The sequence below is a fragment of the Streptomyces sp. NPDC043908 genome (genome assembly GCF_056435525.1).
Window position 1 is genome coordinate 414038 of the sequence record NZ_JBWKEI010000004.1, and the last position, 18344, is coordinate 432381.

The window sequence follows — 18344 nt, forward strand, 5'->3', positions numbered from 1 at the left end:
CCACGACCCCCGCACCACCCCCACCCCGCCCCAAAAACCGGCATTAACGCCTGTTTGCATTCCTTAATTCCGCGGAGCGCTCCCACCCCAGGCGGGGCGCCCGTCATCACCCCGTGTGACTTGAGTCACAGAGTGCAGTAATTGTTGACCCTGTGTACCGAGTGGGCAGCTCGCTGTGATTCAGTGACGGGGACGTTGCACGAAAAGCGCCCACGGGGTAGTCGGAAGCCGGGCCGGAAGCCGGAGAAGAAACGCGCCGAATCAGGATCCTGGAGTTGCTGTCGAGGTCTCGGGGAGAGCGAGCAATGGAGACCGAGTCGGAGCCGTACGTCCGTCTTGCGACTCTGCGGCAGCTGCATCAGGTGGTCACCGACCTGAACACGGCCCGCAGCCTGGCGGACACGCTGCAGACCGTCGCCGACGGCGTCATCGCCGGGCTCGGATACGAGCTGGCCTGCGTCAACCTCGTACGCCCCGACGGTGACCTCGTCGTCGCCGCCTTCGCCGGGAACGCCGCCGCCGAGGCCCTGATCACCGGACGCGTCGGCAGCCGCGCCTCCTGGGAGCGCCGGCTCACCATGGGCGAGGGCTGGGGCGACCTGCGGTTCATCCCGCACACCGAGGGCTGGGTGCTCCTGGAGGACGACGTCCCGCAGTGGTACACCGAAGGCCCCGAGCCGCGCTTCGAGGACGAGTGGCACCCCCAGGACCGCCTCTACGCGCCGATGTACGCCTCGGGGGGCGGGCGCGAGCTGCTGGGGGTCATCTCCGTCGACAAGCCGCGCAACGGACGGCGCCCGGGCGCCTGGGGGCGCGAAGCGCTCCAGATGTACGCCTCCCAGTCCGCCATTGCGATCAGCAACGCCCGGCTTCGCGCAAACATGCAGCGCGCGCTGGTACGCCTGGAGCGGGAGCAACAGGCGCTCCGGGCCAGCGAGGAGAGCTTCCGGCAGGCCTTCGAGTACGCGCCGTCCGGTATGGCCATCGCCGAGATGGGCGGTGACCAGCACGGACGCCTGCTGCGCACCAACGACGCGCTCTGCCGGCTGCTCGGCAGGCCCGCCGCCGTCATGCGGCGCTACTCCTTCGCCGACCTCGTCCACCCCGAGGACATAGGGCTCCTGCTGCGCACCTCGGCCGAGGGCGGCCGCGCCGAGCTGCGGCTCGGGCGGCGCGACGGCTCCTACGTCTGGGTGTCGCTGCGCAATTCCGTCGTCGCCGATACCGCCGACGGCCCCCGTTTCCTGCTCACCCACGTCGAGGACATAGAGGAGCGCAAGCGGCACGAGCTCCAGCTCGCCCACCGCGCCTCGCACGACTCGCTCACCGGCCTGCCCAACAGCGCGGAGCTGCGCGCCCGCCTCTCCGCCCGGCTCTGCCAGCGCCCGTACGCGGTGGGCGCCACCGCCGTGGAGGCGCTGGACGCGGCGTACGGGCAGGTGCACGACGGGCGGGGCGAGACCCCGGGGCACGCGGTCTGCGACCCCGGCTTCGACTTCGACCCGGTGCCCGGCGCGGGTCCCTTCGACCACCACGTGCACATGGTCGCCCCCGAGGGGGACGTGGACGACGGCACCAAGGGGCTCGCCGTCCTCTTCTGCGACCTCGACGGCTTCAAGTCGATCAACGACCGGTTCGGCCACAACACCGGCGACGCCGTCCTCATCGAGGTCGCGCGCCGGCTCACGACCGGCGTGCGCGACGGCGACACCGTCGCCCGGCTCGGCGGTGACGAGTTCGTCGTCCTCGCCGACGGCCTGGGCGCGGCCGACGCCGCCGACCTCGCAGTCCGGCTCCGCAACGCGATCATCCCGCCCATCAGGGTGGACGGGCGGGCGGTCCGCGTCGGGGCGAGTTTCGGGATCGGCTGGGCCAGCTGCGGGATGTCCGTCGAGGAGGTCCTGCGCTCCGCCGACCAGCGGATGTACATCGAGAAGCGGTCGCGCGCGAAGGTGCACCGGCGCGCCGGTTAGCCTCCCGCGCGACGGGCGTGAGACCGAGGTCGCGGCCATGGTGTCGGCCGTTCGGGGTAGGCTCGGCCGGTCGGCGACGGCTGGCGAACAGTGAGGAGTGACCCCGGATGACGCCCGGCAACAACGGCGCGAGCACGCCCGAGGACGACGATCCGTTCGGCTATCTGTACGAGGACGGACAGGCCTCCGGCGCCACCCCGCCCCGCTCGGGCGGCTACGGCTACCCCAACCCGACGGCACCGCAGCAGCCCGGCGTGCCCCGCACCTCGTACAACCAGGTGCGCACGGTCGGCGAGCGCCAGTACGGGCAGGTCCCGCAGCAGCAGTACAACCAGCAGTACGGCCAGCCCCCCCAGCAGCAGGGCCGCCAGCAGTACGGCCAGCCCACCGCCCAGTACGCGGCGCCCGAGACCTATGGCGGGGGCGCCGGCGGTCCCAGCCGTCCCGCGCCCCCGGCGGCGGGCGGCGGCGGGCGCGGCAGCCGCGGCCCCAACACCAAGGGTCTGCTGATCGGCGCGGTCGCGGTGGTCGCGGCGGTCGTCATCGGTATCGGTGTGGCGCTGGCCACCAACGACGACGGCAAGAAGGACGACGGCGCGAACTCGCCCACGGGCGGCGGCACCTCCACGGGCGCCCCGCAGCAGCCGTCGAACAAGCCCTCGGACTCGCCGTCCGCCCCGGCCCAGGAGCTCCCCAAGCAGGACGCGGCGACGCTGAAGCTGGGCGGGGGCGCGGTGCTGGCCAAGGACGTCAAGGGCGCGCAGGGCACGGACGGGGCGTACGTCAGCGGCTTCAACCAGATCGGCGCCTCGCTGACCTGGCAGGCCGATCTGCCGTCGTCCGGGGGCTACTACCTGTACGTGCGGTTCGCCATCCCGGCGAAGGACGCCAACGCGACCGTGACGGTCAACGGCAAGCCGAACGCCCAGCCGATAGGCCTGAAGAACTTCAGGGGGTCCACCGACCCGAAGCTGGAGAACAACTGGCAGTACACGTGGACGCAGGTCAACCTCAAGAAGGGCCAGAACACCATCAAGTTCTCCTGTGAGCAGGGGAACCAGTGCGACGCGGTGTTCGACTGGGTCGAGATCAGCAAGACCAAGAAGCAGTACTAGAAGCAGTAGCCAGCAGTACGGGAAGCGGTAGCAGTCGGCAGGTCTGTTCGGCGCGGACCGCATGGCGCGACCAGCCACTGAGGCACGCGGGCGGCCCGCTCAGTCCGGCAGGGCGCTCACCCGTACCTCGGGGAGCAGGTCCTCGTACGCCCCGGCGTCGTACTCCCCCGCCACCGGCGCCAGTACCGTCGCCGTCGACAGGGCCACCGCCCTCGCCAGGCGGTCCGGCCACGGCAGGCCCTCCACCAGGGACGACAGCAGGGCCGCCACCGCCGAGTCGCCCGCGCCCGTGGGGTTGCCCCGGACCGGGGACGGCGGGGCCGCCTGCCAGGTGCCCTCGGGGGTGACCGCGACCAGGCCCTCGGGGCCGAGGGAGGCGACCACGCTGTGCGCGCCCCGGCGGCGGGCGTCGCGGGCCGCGCGCAGGGGCTCGCGGGAGCCGGTGACCCGGGCCAGTTCGTCCGCGTTGGGCTTGATCAGGTCGGGGCGGGCGGCGAGGCCGCGCCGCAGGGGTTCGCCGCTGGTGTCCAGCAGGACGGGGACGCCCGCCGCGCGGGCCCGGCGTACCAGGTCGGCGTAGGCGCCGACGGGGACGCCGGGCGGCAGGCTGCCGCAGAGGGCCACCGCGTCCGCCTCCCGCAGCAGCGGCTCGTACGCCGCCAGGAACGCCTCCCACTCCTCGGCCGTGACCTGCGGTCCCGGCTCGTTGAGCTGCGTGGTGTCGCCGGTGGCCGCGTCCACGACCGCGATCGTGCGGCGGGTGGTCCCGGCGATGGGGACCAGCGCGTCGACGGGGGCGAGCGGGGCGAGCAGTTCGCGCAGGACCGCGCCGGTGCGACCGCCCGCGAAGCCCGTGACGACGCATTCGTGGCCGAGCGCGGCCAGGACACGGGCCACGTTGAGGCCCTTGCCGCCGGGGCGCTCGGTCACCTCCTCCACCCGGTGGGCGGTGTGCGGGACGAGCTCGGGGACCCGGTAGGTCAGGTCGAGTGCCGTGTTCGGCGTGACGGTCAGGATCACGGGGTGATCATGCCAAACGGACGGGGGCCGGCCCAGACCCCACGGGCCCGGTTCCGGCCACCGCCGTGCCCGGAGCCCGGCCCGGACCCCACGGGCCCGGTTCCGGCCACCCCCCCCCGTGTCCGGAGGGGTTCAGCCCAGCGGGGGCGCCACGATCCACTCGCCCCGGCGCATCACGCCCTTCAGCGTGAACGCCTCGTCCAGGACCACCAGGTCCGCGTCCTTGCCCGGCTCCAGCGAGCCGACCCTGTCGTACACGCCGAGCAGCCGCGCCGGGTTGGCGCAGAGCGCGCGGACCGCGTCCTCCACGGAGAGGCCGTCGACGCTCACCGCGCGCCGGAACGCGCGGTCCAGGGTGAGGGTCGAGCCCGCGATGGAGCCGCCCTCGACGAGCCGGGCGACGCCCTCCTTGACCTCGACCTCCAGCGGCCCGAGGTGGTAGAGCCCGTCGCCGAACCCGGCCGCGTCCATGGCGTCGGTGATGAAGGCGACCCGGTCGGCGCCCTTGTGGTGGAAGGCCAGTTCGAGCGAGGCGGGGTGCAGGTGCGTGCCGTCGTTGATCAGCTCGACGGTGATCCGCTCGTCCTCCAGGAGGGCGGCGATCGGGCCGGGCGCGCGGTGGCCGAGCGCGGGCATCGCGTTGTAGAGGTGGGTGGCGACGGTGGCGCCCGCGTCGATCGCCTCGACGGTCTGCTCGTAGGTGGCGTCGGTGTGGCCGATGGCGGCGATCACCCCGTGCTCGGCGAGCAGCCGTACGGAGTCCAGGCCGCCGGGCAGCTCGGTGGCGAGGGTGAACATCCTGGCGGTGCCCCGGGCCGCGTCCATCAGCTTGCGGACCTCGGCCGGGTCGGGGTGGCGCAGCAGGTCCTCGCTGTGGGCGCCCTTGCGGCACGGCGAGATGAAGGGGCCCTCGAAGTGGATGCCCGCGAGGTCGCCCTGCTCGACCAGTTCGGAGAGCAGCCCGGCCCGCTGGGCCAGGAAGTCCATCTCGCCGGTGACGGTGGAGGCGACCATCGTGGTGGTGCCGTGCAGGCGGTGGGTGTGGATGCCCTTCAGGACGTCCTCGACCGTGCCGTTGGTGAAGGAGGCGCCGCCGCCGCCGTGGACGTGCATGTCGACGAAGCCGGGGACGACCCAGTGGCCGCTGAGGTCGACGCGCTCGGCGCTCCCGGGCGCGCTTCCCGCGATCCGCGCGCCCTCGACGATCACGCGTCCGTTCTCGACGACACCGGTCGGCAGCACGACGCGGGCGCCGGAGAGGACCTTGACTGCGGCCATCAGGCGGTTACCTCCGTGGAGTGGGGGGCGCCGGGAGGGGTCCCGGTGCCGGGTGCGGTGCCGGTGGCGGCGAGCAGGTCCCAGGCGAGCAGGCCCGCGCCCAGGCAGCCCGCCGTGTCGCCGAGGGCCGCCGGGACGATCGCGGGCATCTTCTGGAACGTGACGCGCTCCTCGACGGCCGCCCGCAGCGGTACGAACAAGGTTTCCCCGGCCTCGGCGAGTCCGCCACCGATGATCAGGGTGCGGGGGTCGAGCAGGGTGAGCGCGGTGACGAGGCCGTCCGCGAGGGCGGCGACGGCCTCGTGCCAGACGGCCACCGCCGCCGGGTCGCCGGAGGCGACGGCCTTGGCGCAGTCGGCCGCGTCCGCGTCCGGGTCGCCGCTGGCCTCGGCCCACGCCTGGGTGACGGCGGAGGCGGAGGCGAGGCGCTCCAGGCAGCCGCGCTGGCCGCAGCCGCAGGGGATGCCGCCGGGGCGCACCACGATGTGGCCGATCTCGCCGGCGTAGCCGTGGGCGCCGGGCTCGATGCGGCCGTCGATGCCGATGGCCCCGGCGATGCCGGTGCCGAGCGGGACGAAGAGGAAGCGGTCGGCGCCCCTGCCCGCGCCGATGCGGCCCTCGGCGAGGCCGCCGGTGCGCACGTCGTGGCCGAGGGCGACGGGCAGGCCGTCGAGCCGCTCGCTCAGCAGCGCCCGCATGGGGACGTCGCGCCAGCCGAGGTTGGCGGCGTAGACGGCGACGCCGTTCTCGGCGTCGACGATGCCGGGCACGGCGACGCCGGCCGCCCGGGCGCTCTCGCCGAGGTGCTCCTGGCCGTACGAACGCAGCTCGGCGGCGAAGTCGAGGATGCCCGCCACGACGGCCTCGGGGCCGCGCTCGCGGCCGGTGGGCCTGCGCGCCTCGTACAGCAGGCCGCCGTCCGCCCCGATGAGGGCGGCTTTCATCCCGGTGCCGCCCACATCCAGGGCGATGACGTGTCTCACGGGGACAGTCTCGCGCGTTCACCCATGAAAGGTCTAGTCCACTCACCGCGTGGCGGGGTAAGCGTTTTCCCAAGTGCCGCCCGGAATACGGCCGTACGGGTGGGGCATCAGGGGGAGAAGTTGCGGAAGTGATATCCAACTGGTGTAGACCTCAGCCCCGGCTGCGAGGGAAGATCGCAGCTCATGTAGACAGGACGTTGCGAACAGGACGTTCACGGGGGACCGACTGGCGAACAACGAGGGTGGGACAGAGCACGTGCAGCGGCGCTTCTTCGGTCTGACGGCGGCGGTGGCCGCACTCGGCATGGCGGCGGCGGGCCTCACCGGCTGCGGCAGCGACAGCGGCTCCGGCGGTGTCACCCTCAAGCTGGTCGCCGCCGACTACGACATCGCGGGCGGCAACAGCACCAAGGCGTACTGGCACGACGTGGTCGGCGCGTTCGAGAAGAACAACCCCCGCATCAAGGTCGAGGTCTCCGTCCTGTCGTGGGACGTCGTCGACGCCAAGGTCGCCGAGATGGTGAAGGCGGGCAAGGCCCCCGACATCGCGCAGATCGGCGCGTACTCCGACTACGCCGCCGGCGGCAAGCTCTACTCCGTCGACCAGCTGCTCTCCATCCCCGTCCAGGCGAACTTCCTGGCGCCGCTGGCGGACGCGGGCGAGATGAAGCGCGTCCAGTACGGCATCCCGTTCGTCGCCTCCACGCGGCTGCTCTTCTACAACCAGACGCTCTTCGACAAGGCGCACATCAAGCCGCCGCAGACCTGGGCGCAGCTGGCGTCCGACGCGAAGGCGCTGAAGGCCAAGGGCGTGAAGACCCCGTTCGCGCTGCCGCTGGGCAGCGAGGAGGCCCAGGCCGAGACGATGATGTGGATGCTGAGCGGCGGTGGCGGTTACGTCAACCAGATCTCCGGCTACGACATCGACTCGCCCGAGAACATCAGGACCTTCAACTGGCTGAAGAAGAACCTGGTCGAGGAGGGCCTCACCGGGCCCGTCGCCCCGGCGAAGCTCAACCGGCAGGCGGCCTTCGACGCGTTCGCCAAGGGCGAGGTCGGCATGCTCAACGGCCACCCCTCGCTCATGGAGCAGGCCAGGAAGAAGGGCGTGAAGTTCGGCAAGGTCGAACTGCCGGGCGTGGAGGGCAAGGCCAAGGCCTCGATGGGCGTGGCCGACTGGATCATGGGCTTCAAGCAGAACGGCCACCGCGAGGAGATCGGCAAGTTCCTCGACTTCGCGTTCAACGACCAGAACGTGCTGGCCTTCGCCGACAAGTACGACCTGCTGCCCGCGACCCGTACGGCGTCGCAGACCATGCAGAACGACGGCAAGCACCCGGAGCTGAACGAGTTCCTGGCCGCGCTGCCCACCTCCGAGCTGCCGCCGGTCGGCAAGACCTCCTGGCCGAAGGTCAGCGAGACGATCAAGAAGCGGATCGGCGGGGCGGTGTCCCCGGAGGGGGATCCCCGGTCGGTGCTGGAGGGCATCGCGAAGGTCGCCACGGAGGCCGAGAACGCGGAGTAGGGCCGCCCGGGCTGCCCGGACTTCCGGGCTTCCGGGCTTCCGGGCTTCCGGGCTTTGTCTGCGGGTGAGTGGTGGGTCGCTCGCGCCGTTCCCCGCGCCCCCGAAAGGTCCGGGGGTGGACCGGGCCCGGACCGGTTGCCCGGCGGCGCTACGTTGGGACGTATGACTGACCACGACGAGGGCGGGCGCGGGCTCGGGGAGCGGGCGCTGGCCGTGCTGGCCATCGAGCGGCGTTCCTGGGCCGGGCCCGGCGCCAAGGAGCGGGCCGTGCGCGAGCGGCTGGGGATCTCGCCGACGCACTACTACCAGCTCCTCAACGCCCTGCTCGACGACGAGCGGGCGCTCGCCCACGACCCGGTCACGGTGAACCGGCTGCGCCGGGTACGCGAGGCGCAGCGCGAACGCCGGGGCTGACCGGCGCTTTCCCCCACCCCGGCATGGCTGTGATCCGGGCCGCGCCGTTAGGGTCGTGGCATGGGCAGCCACACGCATCCTTTGCCGACCCCTGCCACGTCCGCCGGGCGCGAGGCGCTGGCCGCGATCCTGGCCGCGCCCGAGCGGGCCGTGATCGCACTCGACTTCGACGGCACGCTCGCCGAGATCGTCGCCGACCCCGAACAGGCCCGGGCGCACCCCGGCGCGGTGCCCGCGCTCGCCGCGCTCGCCCCGAAGGTCGCCTCGGTCGCCGTGATCACCGGCCGCCCCGCGGGAGTGGCCGTACGGTACGGCGGCTTCGCGGGCGTCCCCGGTCTGGAGCACCTGGTGGTGCTGGGCCACTACGGGGCCGAGCGCTGGGACGCGGTGACCGGGACGGTCCACGCGCCCGCGCCGCACCCCGGCGTCACCGCCGCCCGGGCCGAGCTGCCGGGCGTCCTGGACGCGCACGGGGCCTGGCGGGGCACCTGGATCGAGGAGAAGGGGCAGGCGGTCGCGGTCCACACCCGGCGCGCCTCCGACCCCCAGGCCGCGTACGCCGCCCTGCACGACCCGCTCGCCGCCCTCGCCGCCCGGCACGGCCTGATCCTGGAGCCCGGCCGGCTGGTCCTGGAGCTGCGGCCCCCGGGGATGGACAAGGGGGTGGCGCTGGCGGAGTACCTGCGCGAGGTGGGCGCGGGGTCCGTGGTGTACGCGGGGGACGACCTCGGTGACCTGCCCGCGTTCGGGGCGGTCGAGAAGCTGCGCTCGGACGGGGTGCCGGGGCTGCTGGTGTGCAGTGGGGCGGGGGAGGTGCCGGAGCTCGCGGAGCGGGCGGATGTGCGGGTGCCGGGGCCGGGGTCGGTGGTGGAGTTCCTCTCGGCGCTGGGTGAGTGCCTGTAGGAGCCCCCACCCCACCCCTTCCCGGAAGCCTCCGGCGGACATCGGCCGTCTGCGGACCGCGGCCGGCCGGCCGCGCCCACGCGGCGGAGCCGCACGTCAGCACAGGCCCGCGCCCCTGACTGCCCAGGGGCGCGGGGAACTGCGCGAGCAACCCAGCACGGTCCGCGGACGAAATCAGCGCCGCAGCTCCTCCAGCTGCTCCAAGAACCACCGCTGCGGCGGCAACGCGGTCGCCGCGGCGGCCAGCCGCTTCGTGCGGGCGGTCCGTTCCTCCGGTCCCATGGACAGCGCCTCGTGCAGCGCGGCCGCCGTCCCCGACACGTCGTACGGGTTCACCACCACCGCGTCCTCGCCCAGCTCCTCGTACGCCCCCGCCTCCCGCGACAGCACCAGCGCGCACCCGGAGTCCGAGACCACCGGCACCTCCTTGGCGACCAGGTTCATGCCGTCCCGGATCGGGTTGACCAGGGCCACGTCGGCGAGCCGGTACGCCGCCAGTGAGCGGGCGAAGTCGTCCTTCACATGGAGGACCACCGGGGTCCAGTCGTCCGTCCCGTACGCGGAGTTGATGGCGGCGGCCACCCGGGACACCTCCTCGGTGTACTCCCGGTACACCGCCAGGTCCTGGCGCGACGGATAGGCGAAGGCGACGTGCACGACCCGCCCGTGCCACTCGGGGCGCTCGTCGAGGAGCTGCCGGTACGCCAGCATCCCGCGCACGATGTTCTTCGACAGCTCCGTGCGGTCGACCCGCACGATCGCGCGGCGGCCCGCGCCGATCTCCTCGCGCAGCGCGGCCATCCGCTCCTCGACGTCGCTCTCGTGCGCGCGGCGCCGCAGGAACTCCGCGTCCGCGCCGAGTCCGTGCACCCCGATCCGGGTGGTGCCCGTACCGCCGACGACGTCCTCGCAGCAGCGGGTGAACGCGTCCGCCCAGCGGTGGGTGAGGAAGCCGAGCCGGTCCGCGCCGAGCATCCCCTTCAGGAGCTGGGCGGCCACGTCGTCCGGGAGCATCCGGAAGTACTCGGGCGGCGCCCACGGGGTGTGCGAGAAGTGGCCGATGCGCAGGTCGGGGCGGAGTTCGCGGAGCATGCCGGGGACCAGCGCCAGGTGGTAGTCCTGGACGACCACGGCCGCCCCGTCCGCCGCCTCGTCCGCCAGCGCCTGCGCGAAGGCCCGGTTGTACGCCTCGTACGCACCCCACTGGCGCCGGAACTCCGCGTCGAAGGCGGGCTCCAGCGGTGTCTGGTAGAGCATGTGGTGGACGAACCACAGCACCGAGTTGGCGATGCCGTTGTAGGCGTCGGTGTGGACGGCCGCGTCGATGTCCAGCATCCGCACGCCCGGCTCGCCCACCCCGCGCCGCACCGCCTCCCGGTCGCCGTCGCCGAGCGCGGAGCACACCCACAGGGTGTCCGCCTCGGCGCCGATGGCGGAGAGACCCGAGACCAGGCCGCCGCCGCCGCGGCGGGGTGTGAGTGTTCCGTCGGGGTCGAGGGTGTACGAGACCGGGCCGCGGTTGGACGCGACGAGGATCTGGGCAGCACGCGCGGGGACCATGGAGACGAACCTAGCCCGAAGCGGAATGCCTCAAACGTGCGAACCGTGTCACGGACCCCCCGGCGGCCGCGCCCGCTCACGCCGCGCGGTGCACCGCGTACTCCGAGATCTCGCGCATCGGCGGGCGTTCCTCGGTGTCCACCGCGTAGGTGCGCGGGACGAAGCCCTCCTCGGCCCGTTCGAACTGCGTCAGCGACGGACGGACCAAGTGGGCCCGGGACAGGCGCAGTTGGGCCGTGCGGTAGATCGCCGCTGCCATCCGGCCGAGCGCCTGCCCGTCCTGGTGGCGGTGTCTGCGCACGCCCACGTCGACCTGGGCCAGCGCGTCGAGACCCACGGTGTGCAGCGCGTCGACGAGCAGCCCCAGCTCCACTCCGTAACCGACGGGGAAGGGCAGCCGCTCCAGCAGGGAGCGCCGGGCCGCGTACTCGCCGCCCAGCGGCTGGACGAACCCGGCCAGCTGCGGCCAGTGCAGATTGAGCAGCGGGCGGGCCACCAGTTCGGTGACGCGACCGCCCTGACCTGGGGAGTCTCCGAACGGGCGGTCGTACATCGCCTTGACGAGGTGCACGTCCGGGTCGGTCAGGAGCGGGCCGACGATGCCGGAGACGAAGCCGGGGTCGAACTCCTTCAGATCCGCGTCGATGAAGCAGACGATGTCACCCGTGGTGACCAGCAGGGAGCGCCACAGGACCTCGCCCTTGCCGGGCAGCGCCGGTATCCGGGGCAGGATCGCGTCCCGGTGGACCACGCGGGCGCCCGCGGCGGCCGCGACCTCGGCCGTGCGGTCGGTGGAGCCGGAGTCGACCACCACCAGCTCGTCGACGAGCGGCACGGCGGCGGTCATCAGCTCGCGGCGGATCGCGGTGACGATCTGCCCGACCGTGGCCTCCTCGTCCAGCGCGGGCAGGACCACGCTGACCGTGGTGCCGGTGCGGCGCTTGGCCGCCGTGATCGCGTCCAGCGGGCGGTCGGCCGCCGACCAGGAACGCCTGCTCAGCCAGCGTTCCACCTCTTCCAGCACGATCGGTGACCCCTCTGTGAGTGACGGCGCGCGGGACGGCGCGGGTGCCGCCTGTGATCCATCTCGCGGTTCGGACGACTATCTCAACCGTCCGGGCCTTCGGTTACAGTCTTGAACAACGCGGACGGCGCTCGCATGTCGGGGTCGTCGCGCGGACAAACGCCCGGGTCCTGGACCCGGTGCCACAGCGCTCATCCAGAGGGACTGAGGGAACGGCCCGTTGAAGTCCCGGCAACCCTCCTGCCGACCGCGAGGTCACGGTGGGGAAGGTGCCAATTCCGTCTCATGGCGAAATGCGCCATGGGGAAGATGAGGAGAAAGGGCCTCGCCATCATGGCTGTGCACACCGCCGACGTAGCTGCCACCCCTGTCGCCACCGCGGACGCCACCACCGCAGACGCCGCCACCTCCGTGGATCTCGGTCCCGCCGTCGCGCTTTCCTGCCGGGAATGCGGCGAGCGGTTCGACCTCGGCCCCGTCTTCGCCTGCGCCCTGTGTTTCGGGCCGCTCGAAGTCGCGTACGACCTTCCGACAGGTGACCCCGAGGCGCTCCGCAAGCGGATCGAAGCGGGCCCGGACAACATCTGGCGCTATGCGCCCCTGCTGCCCGTTCCGGCCAATGTGGCGGAAAAGCCCAACCTGAATCCGGGATTCACCAAGCTCGTCAAGGCCGACAACCTCGCCCGTGAGCTGGGCGTCACCGGCGGTCTCTACGTCAAGGACGACTCCGGCAACCCGACGCACTCCTTCAAGGACCGCGTCGTCGCCATCGCCGTCGAGGCCGCCCGCGCCTTCGGCTTCACCACGCTCTCCTGCTCCTCCACCGGCAACCTCGCGGGCGCGGTCGGCGCCGCCGCGGCCCGGGCGGGTCTGCGCTCCTGCGTCTTCATCCCGCACGACCTGGAGCAGGGCAAGGTCGTCATGGCCGCGGTGTACGGCGGCGAGCTGGTCGGCATCGAGGGCAACTACGACGACGTCAACCGCTTCTGCTCGGAGCTCATCGGCGACCCGCTCGGCGAGGGCTGGGGCTTCGTCAACGTGAACCTGCGCCCGTACTACGGCGAGGGCTCCAAGACGCTGGCGTACGAGATCTGCGAGCAGCTCGGCTGGCGGCTGCCCGACCAGCTCGTCGTCCCGATCGCCTCCGGCTCCCAGCTCACGAAGATCGACAAGGGGCTCCAGGAGCTGGTGAAGCTGGGGCTCGTCGAGGACCGGCCGTACAAGATCTTCGGCGCCCAGGCCGAGGGCTGCTCGCCGGTGTCGACCGCCTTCAAGGCGGGCCACGACGTGGTCCGCCCGCAGAAGCCGGACACCATCGCCAAGTCCCTCGCCATCGGCAACCCGGCGGACGGCCCCTACGTCCTGGACATCGCCCGGCGCACCGGGGGCGCGGTGGAGGACGTGAACGACGGGCAGATCGTGGACGCGATCAAGCTGCTGGCCCGGACCGAGGGCATCTTCGCCGAGACGGCGGGCGGCGTGACGGTCGGTGTCACCCGCAAGCTCATCGAGGAGGGGCTTCTCGACCCGTCCCTGACTACTGTCGTCCTCAACACGGGTGACGGCCTCAAGACCCTGGACGCGGTGGCGCCGACCACCGGCCCGACCGCGACCATCCGCCCGAGCCTGGACGCGTTCCGCGACGCCGGCCTGGCCGGCTGACCCACCAGCTCCCAGACGGAAGGCAGGAAGCCCCATGAGCGTCAACGTCCGCATCCCCACCATCCTCCGCACGTACACCGGCGGGCAGGCCGAGGTCGCGGCCGAGGGTGCCACCCTCGCCGAGGTCATCGCCGACCTGGAGAAGAACCACACGGGGATCGCCGCCCGGGTCCTGGACGACCAGGGCAAGCTGCGCCGGTTCGTCAACGTGTACGTCAACGACGACGACGTCCGCTTCGAGCAGGGCCTGGAGACGGCCACGCCGGACGGCGCCGGGGTCTCGATCATTCCGGCCGTCGCGGGCGGCTGCTGAGCTACTCCGCGTTACCTGAATTGCCCCCTCCGCAAGCTAAGCGGAGGGGGCAATTCAGTGTGGTTGAGCGCGGTACAGTGGGGAAGTCCCCTTCGTTGCGCATGCCACGTGCATATGAGAACGCGACGAACCGGCGTCGAGATGCAGTCAAAGTGTTCGAGCATATTGCTCCTTAAGTGCGCTTTGCCCGGCCCGACTTGCCCCGTAATGCTGGAATAGGCGGCATTCCGCTCCTGGCCCCCGCCCGGAATTCTCGTCCGACTGACCTGTTGCAGAGGGCAGTTGGGCAGATACATTCAGCCGCGGTCGACGCGTTCCGGCGCACACCCTCTCCTGTCGGAGGGTGGAGATCTGACCCGGGTCCGCGAAGTGCGGTCCCGTGCAAGGGCCAGTAATAGGGGAGTTAGGCATGGCTCAGGGCACCGTCAAGTGGTTCAACGCGGAGAAGGGGTACGGCTTCATCGCGGTCGACGGTGGTGCGGATGTTTTCGTCCACTACAGCGCGATCCAGATGGACGGGTACCGCACCCTTGAAGAAGGTCAGCGAGTCGAGTTCGAGATCTCGCAGGGCCAGAAGGGTCCGCAGGCGGACATGGTCAAGCTCGCCGTCTGATCTCGGCGCGATCGGCCACCGACGCATACAGGCCCGTGGGGCCCGCATCCTCTGTAAATGGATGCGGGCCCCACGTGTGTGTCCGGGCCCGCCTCGGCGGTCCGGACCCCGGCGGGCGGGTGTCCGGGACCGGGCCGTGGCGGTGGGACGGCCTTGCACTCTCCGGGGTCGAGTGCTAATCATTGGCGTTAGCACTCTCCGAGTGAGAGTGACAGAACTTGGATCGGGTCAGTGAGGCCCGCGGACCGGGTGGGGCAAGGAACCACAAGGGTCGCGAGCCGTCCGTCGCGGGCACCGGCGCGGTCCACGAAGAACGCCACCCCTGTCCGGGAGGACCACTTCACATGGCCAAGATCATCGCGTTCGACGAGGAGGCACGGCGCGGTCTCGAGCGCGGGATGAACCAGCTCGCCGACGCCGTCAAGGTCACCCTTGGCCCCAAGGGCCGCAACGTCGTCCTCGAGAAGAAGTGGGGCGCCCCCACGATCACCAACGATGGTGTTTCCATCGCCAAGGAGATCGAGCTCGAGGACCCGTACGAGAAGATCGGCGCCGAGCTGGTCAAGGAAGTCGCCAAGAAGACGGACGACGTCGCCGGTGACGGTACGACCACCGCGACCGTCCTCGCCCAGGCGCTCGTGCGCGAGGGTCTGCGCAACGTGGCCGCGGGTGCCAACCCGATGGCCCTGAAGCGCGGCATCGAGAAGGCCGTCGAGGCCGTCTCCGGTGCGCTCCTGGAGCAGGCCAAGGATGTCGAGACCAAGGAGCAGATCGCTTCGACGGCCTCCATCTCCGCCGCCGACACCCAGATCGGCGAGCTCATCGCCGAGGCGATGGACAAGGTCGGCAAGGAAGGCGTCATCACGGTCGAGGAGTCCCAGACCTTCGGTCTGGAGCTCGAGCTCACCGAGGGCATGCGCTTCGACAAGGGCTACATCTCGGCGTACTTCGCGACCGACATGGAGCGCATGGAAGCCGCGCTCGACGACCCGTACATCCTGATCGTCAACTCGAAGATCGGCTCGGTCAAGGACCTGCTGCCGCTCCTCGAGAAGGTCATGCAGTCGGGCAAGCCGCTCCTGATCATCGCCGAGGACGTCGAGGGCGAGGCCCTGTCGACCCTGGTCGTGAACAAGATCCGCGGCACCTTCAAGTCCGTCGCCGTCAAGGCCCCGGGCTTCGGCGACCGCCGCAAGGCCATGCTGAACGACATCGCCATCCTCACCGGCGGCACGGTCATCTCCGAGGAGGTCGGCCTCAAGCTGGAGAACGCGGGTCTCGACCTGCTCGGCCGCGCCCGCAAGGTCGTCATCACCAAGGACGAGACCACCATCGTCGACGGTGCCGGTGACAGCGAGCAGGTCGCCGGTCGCGTGAACCAGATCCGCGCCGAGATCGAGAACTCGGACTCGGACTACGACCGCGAGAAGCTCCAGGAGCGTCTGGCGAAGCTGGCCGGCGGCGTGGCCGTCATCAAGGCCGGCGCCGCCACCGAGGTGGAGCTCAAGGAGCGCAAGCACCGCATCGAGGACGCCGTGCGCAACGCCAAGGCGGCCGTCGAGGAGGGCATCGTCGCCGGCGGTGGCGTGGCCCTGCTCCAGGCCTCCTCGGTCTTCGAGAAGCTGGACCTGTCGGGTGACGAGCTGACCGGCGCCAACGCCGTGAAGCTCGCCCTGGAGGCCCCGCTGAAGCAGATCGCCGTCAACGGTGGTCTCGAGGGTGGCGTCATCGTCGAGAAGGTCCGCAACCTGCCCGTCGGCCACGGTCTGAACGCCGCGACCGGTGAGTACGTGGACATGATCGCCGAGGGCATCATCGACCCGGCGAAGGTCACGCGCTCCGCGCTGCAGAACGCCGCGTCGATCGCCGCGCTGTTCCTCACCACCGAGGCCGTCATCGCCGACAAGCCGGAGAAGGCCGCCGCGGGCGGCGCTCCGGGCGGCATGCCGGGCGGTGACATGGACTTCTGATCCTCGTCGGAGGATCGGCAAGCCCGGTTACGTACGGAGGGCGGCACCCCACGGGGTGCCGCCCTTCGGCGTTCACGGAGTCCGGCGGGCGTTCACGGACTCCGGCGGGCGGCTACGGCAGCGCCGCGCGCAGCCGGCCCCGGGCCTCGGCCAGCCGCCGGGCCGCCGCCGCCGCGTCCAGATCCGCGAGCAGCATCAGGATCGCCGTCTTCACCTCGCCGCCGGCGGCGGTCAGGGCCGCCTCGACGGCCTCCTCGTCCGCGTCCGTGGCCAGCGCCACGATCCGGCGGGAGCGGGCGCGCAGCTTCTCGTTGGAGGCGCGGACATCGACCATCAGGTTCCCGTACGTCTTGCCGAGCCGGATCATCGTGATCGTCGAGATCATGTTGAGGACGAGCTTCTGGGCGGTGCCGGACTTGAGCCGGGTCGAGCCGGTCAGCAGCTCCGGGCCGACCACCACCTCGATGCCGTGCTCGGCGGCGGCGGCGAGCGCCGAACCGGCGTTGCAGGCCAGGCCCACGGTCAGCGCCCCGCGCGCCCGGGCGTGCTCGACGGCTCCCACCGCGTACGGGGTGCGGCCGGAGGCGGAGACCCCGACGACCGTGTCCAGCGCGGTCAGGGCGAGCCCGTCCAGATCGGCCGCCGCCAGCTCCCGGGAGTCCTCGGCGCCCTCGACGGAGGAGGCGAGGGCCGCCGGGCCGCCCGCGATCAGCCCGACCACCTGGGAGGGGTCGGTGTTGAAGGTCGGCGGGCACTCGCTGGCGTCCAGCACCCCGAGCCGCCCGGCGGTGCCCGCGCCCGCGTAGACGAGCCGCCCGCCCCGGCCCATCCGCTCGGCGGTCGCGTCGATGGCGGCGGCGATGCGCGGGAGCTGGGCGGCGACGGCGGCCGGGACCGTGGCGTCCTCCCCGTTCATGATCCGGGCGATCTCGGCGGTCGGCAGCCGGTCGATGTCGGCGAGCTCGGGCCGGAACGCCTCGGTGGTCAGGGTGGCCAGCTGGGCGCGGAGTTCCCCGTACGTGGAAGTCATGGCGCTGCTCTCTCGTGACGTGGGCGGGGGCACCCGGGGTCAGCGGGTGCGCGGGCTGTGGCGGTGGGCGAGCGCCTCGTAGGAGGCGGCGAGCGCGGGGGCGGCCGTCTCGTACGTGCGCTGGGCGACACCGATGAACAGGCAGTCCACGACGAGGAGCTGGCTGGTGCGCGAGGACATGGCGGCCGGGCGCAGCTCGCTCTCGCGGGCGGTGGAGGTGGTCAGTATGTGGTCGGCGTACTGGGCTACGGGGCCGTCGGGGCGGCCGGTGAGGGCGATGGTGGTGGCGCCCCGCTCGAAGGCGACGCGCAGCGGCTCGATGACGTCGCCGGTCGAGCCGGAGTGGGTGATCGCCACGGCCGCGTCCCCCGCGCGCAGTTGCACGGCGTTGGTGACGGCGAGGTGCGGATCGGTGTGGGCGTGCGCGACGAGGCCGATCCTGAGCAGCTTCTGGGCGAGGTCCTGGCCGACAAGGGAGGAGGCGCCGACGCCGTACACGTCGATGCGGCGGGCCTGCGCGAGGGCGGCGACGGCCGCGCCGAGCTGGACGGTGTCGAGGGCGGCGGCGGTGTCGGCGAGGGTCTGCTGCTCGTCGTGGGCGAGCTTGGCGACGACGTCGGCGAGGGGGTCGTCGACGGCGATGTCGGCGGTGACGGCCGGGGCGCGCCCCGACTGCTGCTGGGCGGCGAGCCCGGCGAGCGCGAGGCGCAGATCGCGGTAGCCCGGGTAGCCGAGGAGGCGGGCCGTGCGGACCACGGTGGCCTCGCTGGTGCCGGTGAGCTCGGCGAGGCCGGTGACGGTGAGGGCGGCGCACCCGGCCGGGTCCCCGGCGACGGCCTCGGCGACGCGCTGCATCGAGCGGGTCATCGACGGTGCCAGGGTGCGCACCTTGGCCGCGAGGGCGGCGGGGGCCGGGGGAGCCGCGTCGCCGGTGAAAGTTTCCTTCACGTCGTGGTTCACC

The 18344-nt window shown here is 72.1% G+C and carries 16 protein-coding genes and 1 riboswitch; of the genes, 9 read left to right on the forward strand and 7 right to left on the reverse strand.

Annotated features, from left to right (window positions below):
- Nucleotides 1-305 precede the first annotated feature (305 nt).
- Complete coding sequence (gene cdgB / locus AC069K_RS12560; protein ID WP_358831537.1) at nucleotides 306-1973, forward strand: diguanylate cyclase CdgB; 1668 nt, start codon at nucleotides 306-308, stop codon at nucleotides 1971-1973.
- 107 nt (nucleotides 1974-2080) lie between these two features.
- Nucleotides 2081-3088: a carbohydrate-binding protein gene (locus tag AC069K_RS12565; protein ID WP_478615088.1), complete on the forward strand. Its 1008-nt coding sequence runs from the start codon at nucleotides 2081-2083 to the stop codon at nucleotides 3086-3088.
- Between the two features lie 99 nt (nucleotides 3089-3187).
- Here the strand turns inward: AC069K_RS12565 and AC069K_RS12570 are convergent, their stop codons facing one another.
- The 3 genes from AC069K_RS12570 to AC069K_RS12580 form a co-directional block, all read right to left on the reverse strand.
- Nucleotides 3188-4108, reverse strand: coding sequence for a 1-phosphofructokinase family hexose kinase (locus tag AC069K_RS12570; protein WP_478615091.1), 921 nt, complete (start codon nucleotides 4106-4108; stop codon nucleotides 3188-3190).
- Nucleotides 4109-4240: 132 nt separating this feature from the next.
- Nucleotides 4241-5386 (reverse strand): N-acetylglucosamine-6-phosphate deacetylase, encoded by a 1146-nt coding sequence (nagA, locus tag AC069K_RS12575; protein ID WP_478615094.1) that lies wholly within the window; start codon nucleotides 5384-5386, stop codon nucleotides 4241-4243.
- On the reverse strand, nucleotides 5386-6369 hold the full coding sequence (locus AC069K_RS12580; RefSeq protein ID WP_365100355.1) for an ROK family protein: 984 nt from the start codon (nucleotides 6367-6369) through the stop codon (nucleotides 5386-5388). Before AC069K_RS12580 ends, nagA begins: the two co-directional genes overlap by 1 nt.
- Before the next feature lie 256 nt (nucleotides 6370-6625).
- On the opposite strand from AC069K_RS12580, the gene AC069K_RS12585 reads away from it, so the two are divergent.
- The 3 genes from AC069K_RS12585 (at nucleotide 6626) to otsB (ending at nucleotide 9211) form a co-directional block, all read left to right on the forward strand.
- Nucleotides 6626-7894: an extracellular solute-binding protein gene (locus AC069K_RS12585; protein WP_478615097.1), complete on the forward strand. Its 1269-nt coding sequence runs from the start codon at nucleotides 6626-6628 to the stop codon at nucleotides 7892-7894.
- A gap of 162 nt (nucleotides 7895-8056) precedes the next feature.
- Nucleotides 8057-8308 (forward strand): DUF3263 domain-containing protein, encoded by a 252-nt coding sequence (locus AC069K_RS12590; RefSeq protein ID WP_365100353.1) that lies wholly within the window; start codon nucleotides 8057-8059, stop codon nucleotides 8306-8308.
- Nucleotides 8309-8368: 60 nt separating this feature from the next.
- On the forward strand, nucleotides 8369-9211 hold the full coding sequence (gene otsB / locus AC069K_RS12595; RefSeq protein ID WP_365100352.1) for a trehalose-phosphatase: 843 nt from the start codon (nucleotides 8369-8371) through the stop codon (nucleotides 9209-9211).
- Nucleotides 9212-9385: 174 nt separating this feature from the next.
- Here the strand turns inward: otsB and AC069K_RS12600 are convergent, their stop codons facing one another.
- Nucleotides 9386-10771 carry an alpha,alpha-trehalose-phosphate synthase (UDP-forming) gene (locus tag AC069K_RS12600; protein WP_478615101.1) on the reverse strand — a complete coding sequence of 462 codons (1386 nt, stop codon included), beginning with the start codon at nucleotides 10769-10771 and terminating at the stop codon, nucleotides 9386-9388.
- Nucleotides 10772-10847: 76 nt separating this feature from the next.
- Nucleotides 10848-11795, reverse strand: a complete 948-nt coding sequence (locus AC069K_RS12605; RefSeq protein ID WP_365100348.1) for a glucosyl-3-phosphoglycerate synthase — start codon at nucleotides 11793-11795, stop codon at nucleotides 10848-10850.
- Between the two features lie 188 nt (nucleotides 11796-11983).
- A riboswitch (SAM riboswitch) is annotated at nucleotides 11984-12111 on the forward strand.
- On the opposite strand from AC069K_RS12605, the gene thrC reads away from it, so the two are divergent.
- From thrC to groL, 4 genes are all read left to right on the forward strand, one after another.
- Nucleotides 12105-13457, forward strand: coding sequence for a threonine synthase (thrC, locus tag AC069K_RS12610; RefSeq protein WP_365100346.1), 1353 nt, complete (start codon nucleotides 12105-12107; stop codon nucleotides 13455-13457). Its footprint overlaps the riboswitch before it by 7 nt.
- Before the next feature lie 34 nt (nucleotides 13458-13491).
- The gene (locus AC069K_RS12615; RefSeq protein WP_358831527.1) at nucleotides 13492-13770 is read left to right on the forward strand and encodes a MoaD/ThiS family protein; all 279 of its coding nucleotides are present in this window, start codon (nucleotides 13492-13494) and stop codon (nucleotides 13768-13770) included.
- 409 nt (nucleotides 13771-14179) lie between these two features.
- Nucleotides 14180-14383 carry a cold-shock protein gene (locus tag AC069K_RS12620; RefSeq protein ID WP_005315736.1) on the forward strand — a complete coding sequence of 68 codons (204 nt, stop codon included), beginning with the start codon at nucleotides 14180-14182 and terminating at the stop codon, nucleotides 14381-14383.
- A 344-nt stretch (nucleotides 14384-14727) separates the two neighbouring features.
- A complete protein-coding gene (gene groL / locus AC069K_RS12625) occupies nucleotides 14728-16353 on the forward strand; it encodes a chaperonin GroEL (RefSeq protein ID WP_365100344.1) in 1626 nt (541 codons plus the stop codon).
- A gap of 112 nt (nucleotides 16354-16465) precedes the next feature.
- On the opposite strand, the gene murQ is transcribed toward groL, so the two are convergent.
- Complete coding sequence (murQ, locus tag AC069K_RS12630) at nucleotides 16466-17383, reverse strand: N-acetylmuramic acid 6-phosphate etherase (protein ID WP_478615106.1); 918 nt, start codon at nucleotides 17381-17383, stop codon at nucleotides 16466-16468.
- Nucleotides 17384-17422: 39 nt separating this feature from the next.
- A complete protein-coding gene (locus AC069K_RS12635) occupies nucleotides 17423-18343 on the reverse strand; it encodes a MurR/RpiR family transcriptional regulator (protein WP_358831524.1) in 921 nt (306 codons plus the stop codon).
- Nucleotide 18344 lies beyond the last annotated feature (1 nt).

Coding starts and splice junctions, on each gene's coding strand:
- AC069K_RS12600 (WP_478615101.1), bottom strand. CDS start 10,771: ATGGTCCCCGCGCGTGCTGCCCAGATCCTCGTCGCGTCCAACCGCGGC.
- nagA (WP_478615094.1), bottom strand. CDS start 5,386: ATGGCCGCAGTCAAGGTCCTCTCCGGCGCCCGCGTCGTGCTGCCGACC.
- otsB (WP_365100352.1), top strand. CDS start 8,369: ATGGGCAGCCACACGCATCCTTTGCCGACCCCTGCCACGTCCGCCGGG.
- thrC (WP_365100346.1), top strand. CDS start 12,105: ATGAGGAGAAAGGGCCTCGCCATCATGGCTGTGCACACCGCCGACGTA.
- murQ (WP_478615106.1), bottom strand. CDS start 17,383: ATGACTTCCACGTACGGGGAACTCCGCGCCCAGCTGGCCACCCTGACC.
- AC069K_RS12615 (WP_358831527.1), top strand. CDS start 13,492: ATGAGCGTCAACGTCCGCATCCCCACCATCCTCCGCACGTACACCGGC.
- groL (WP_365100344.1), top strand. CDS start 14,728: ATGGCCAAGATCATCGCGTTCGACGAGGAGGCACGGCGCGGTCTCGAG.
- AC069K_RS12620 (WP_005315736.1), top strand. CDS start 14,180: ATGGCTCAGGGCACCGTCAAGTGGTTCAACGCGGAGAAGGGGTACGGC.
- cdgB (WP_358831537.1), top strand. CDS start 306: ATGGAGACCGAGTCGGAGCCGTACGTCCGTCTTGCGACTCTGCGGCAG.
- AC069K_RS12565 (WP_478615088.1), top strand. CDS start 2,081: ATGACGCCCGGCAACAACGGCGCGAGCACGCCCGAGGACGACGATCCG.
- AC069K_RS12590 (WP_365100353.1), top strand. CDS start 8,057: ATGACTGACCACGACGAGGGCGGGCGCGGGCTCGGGGAGCGGGCGCTG.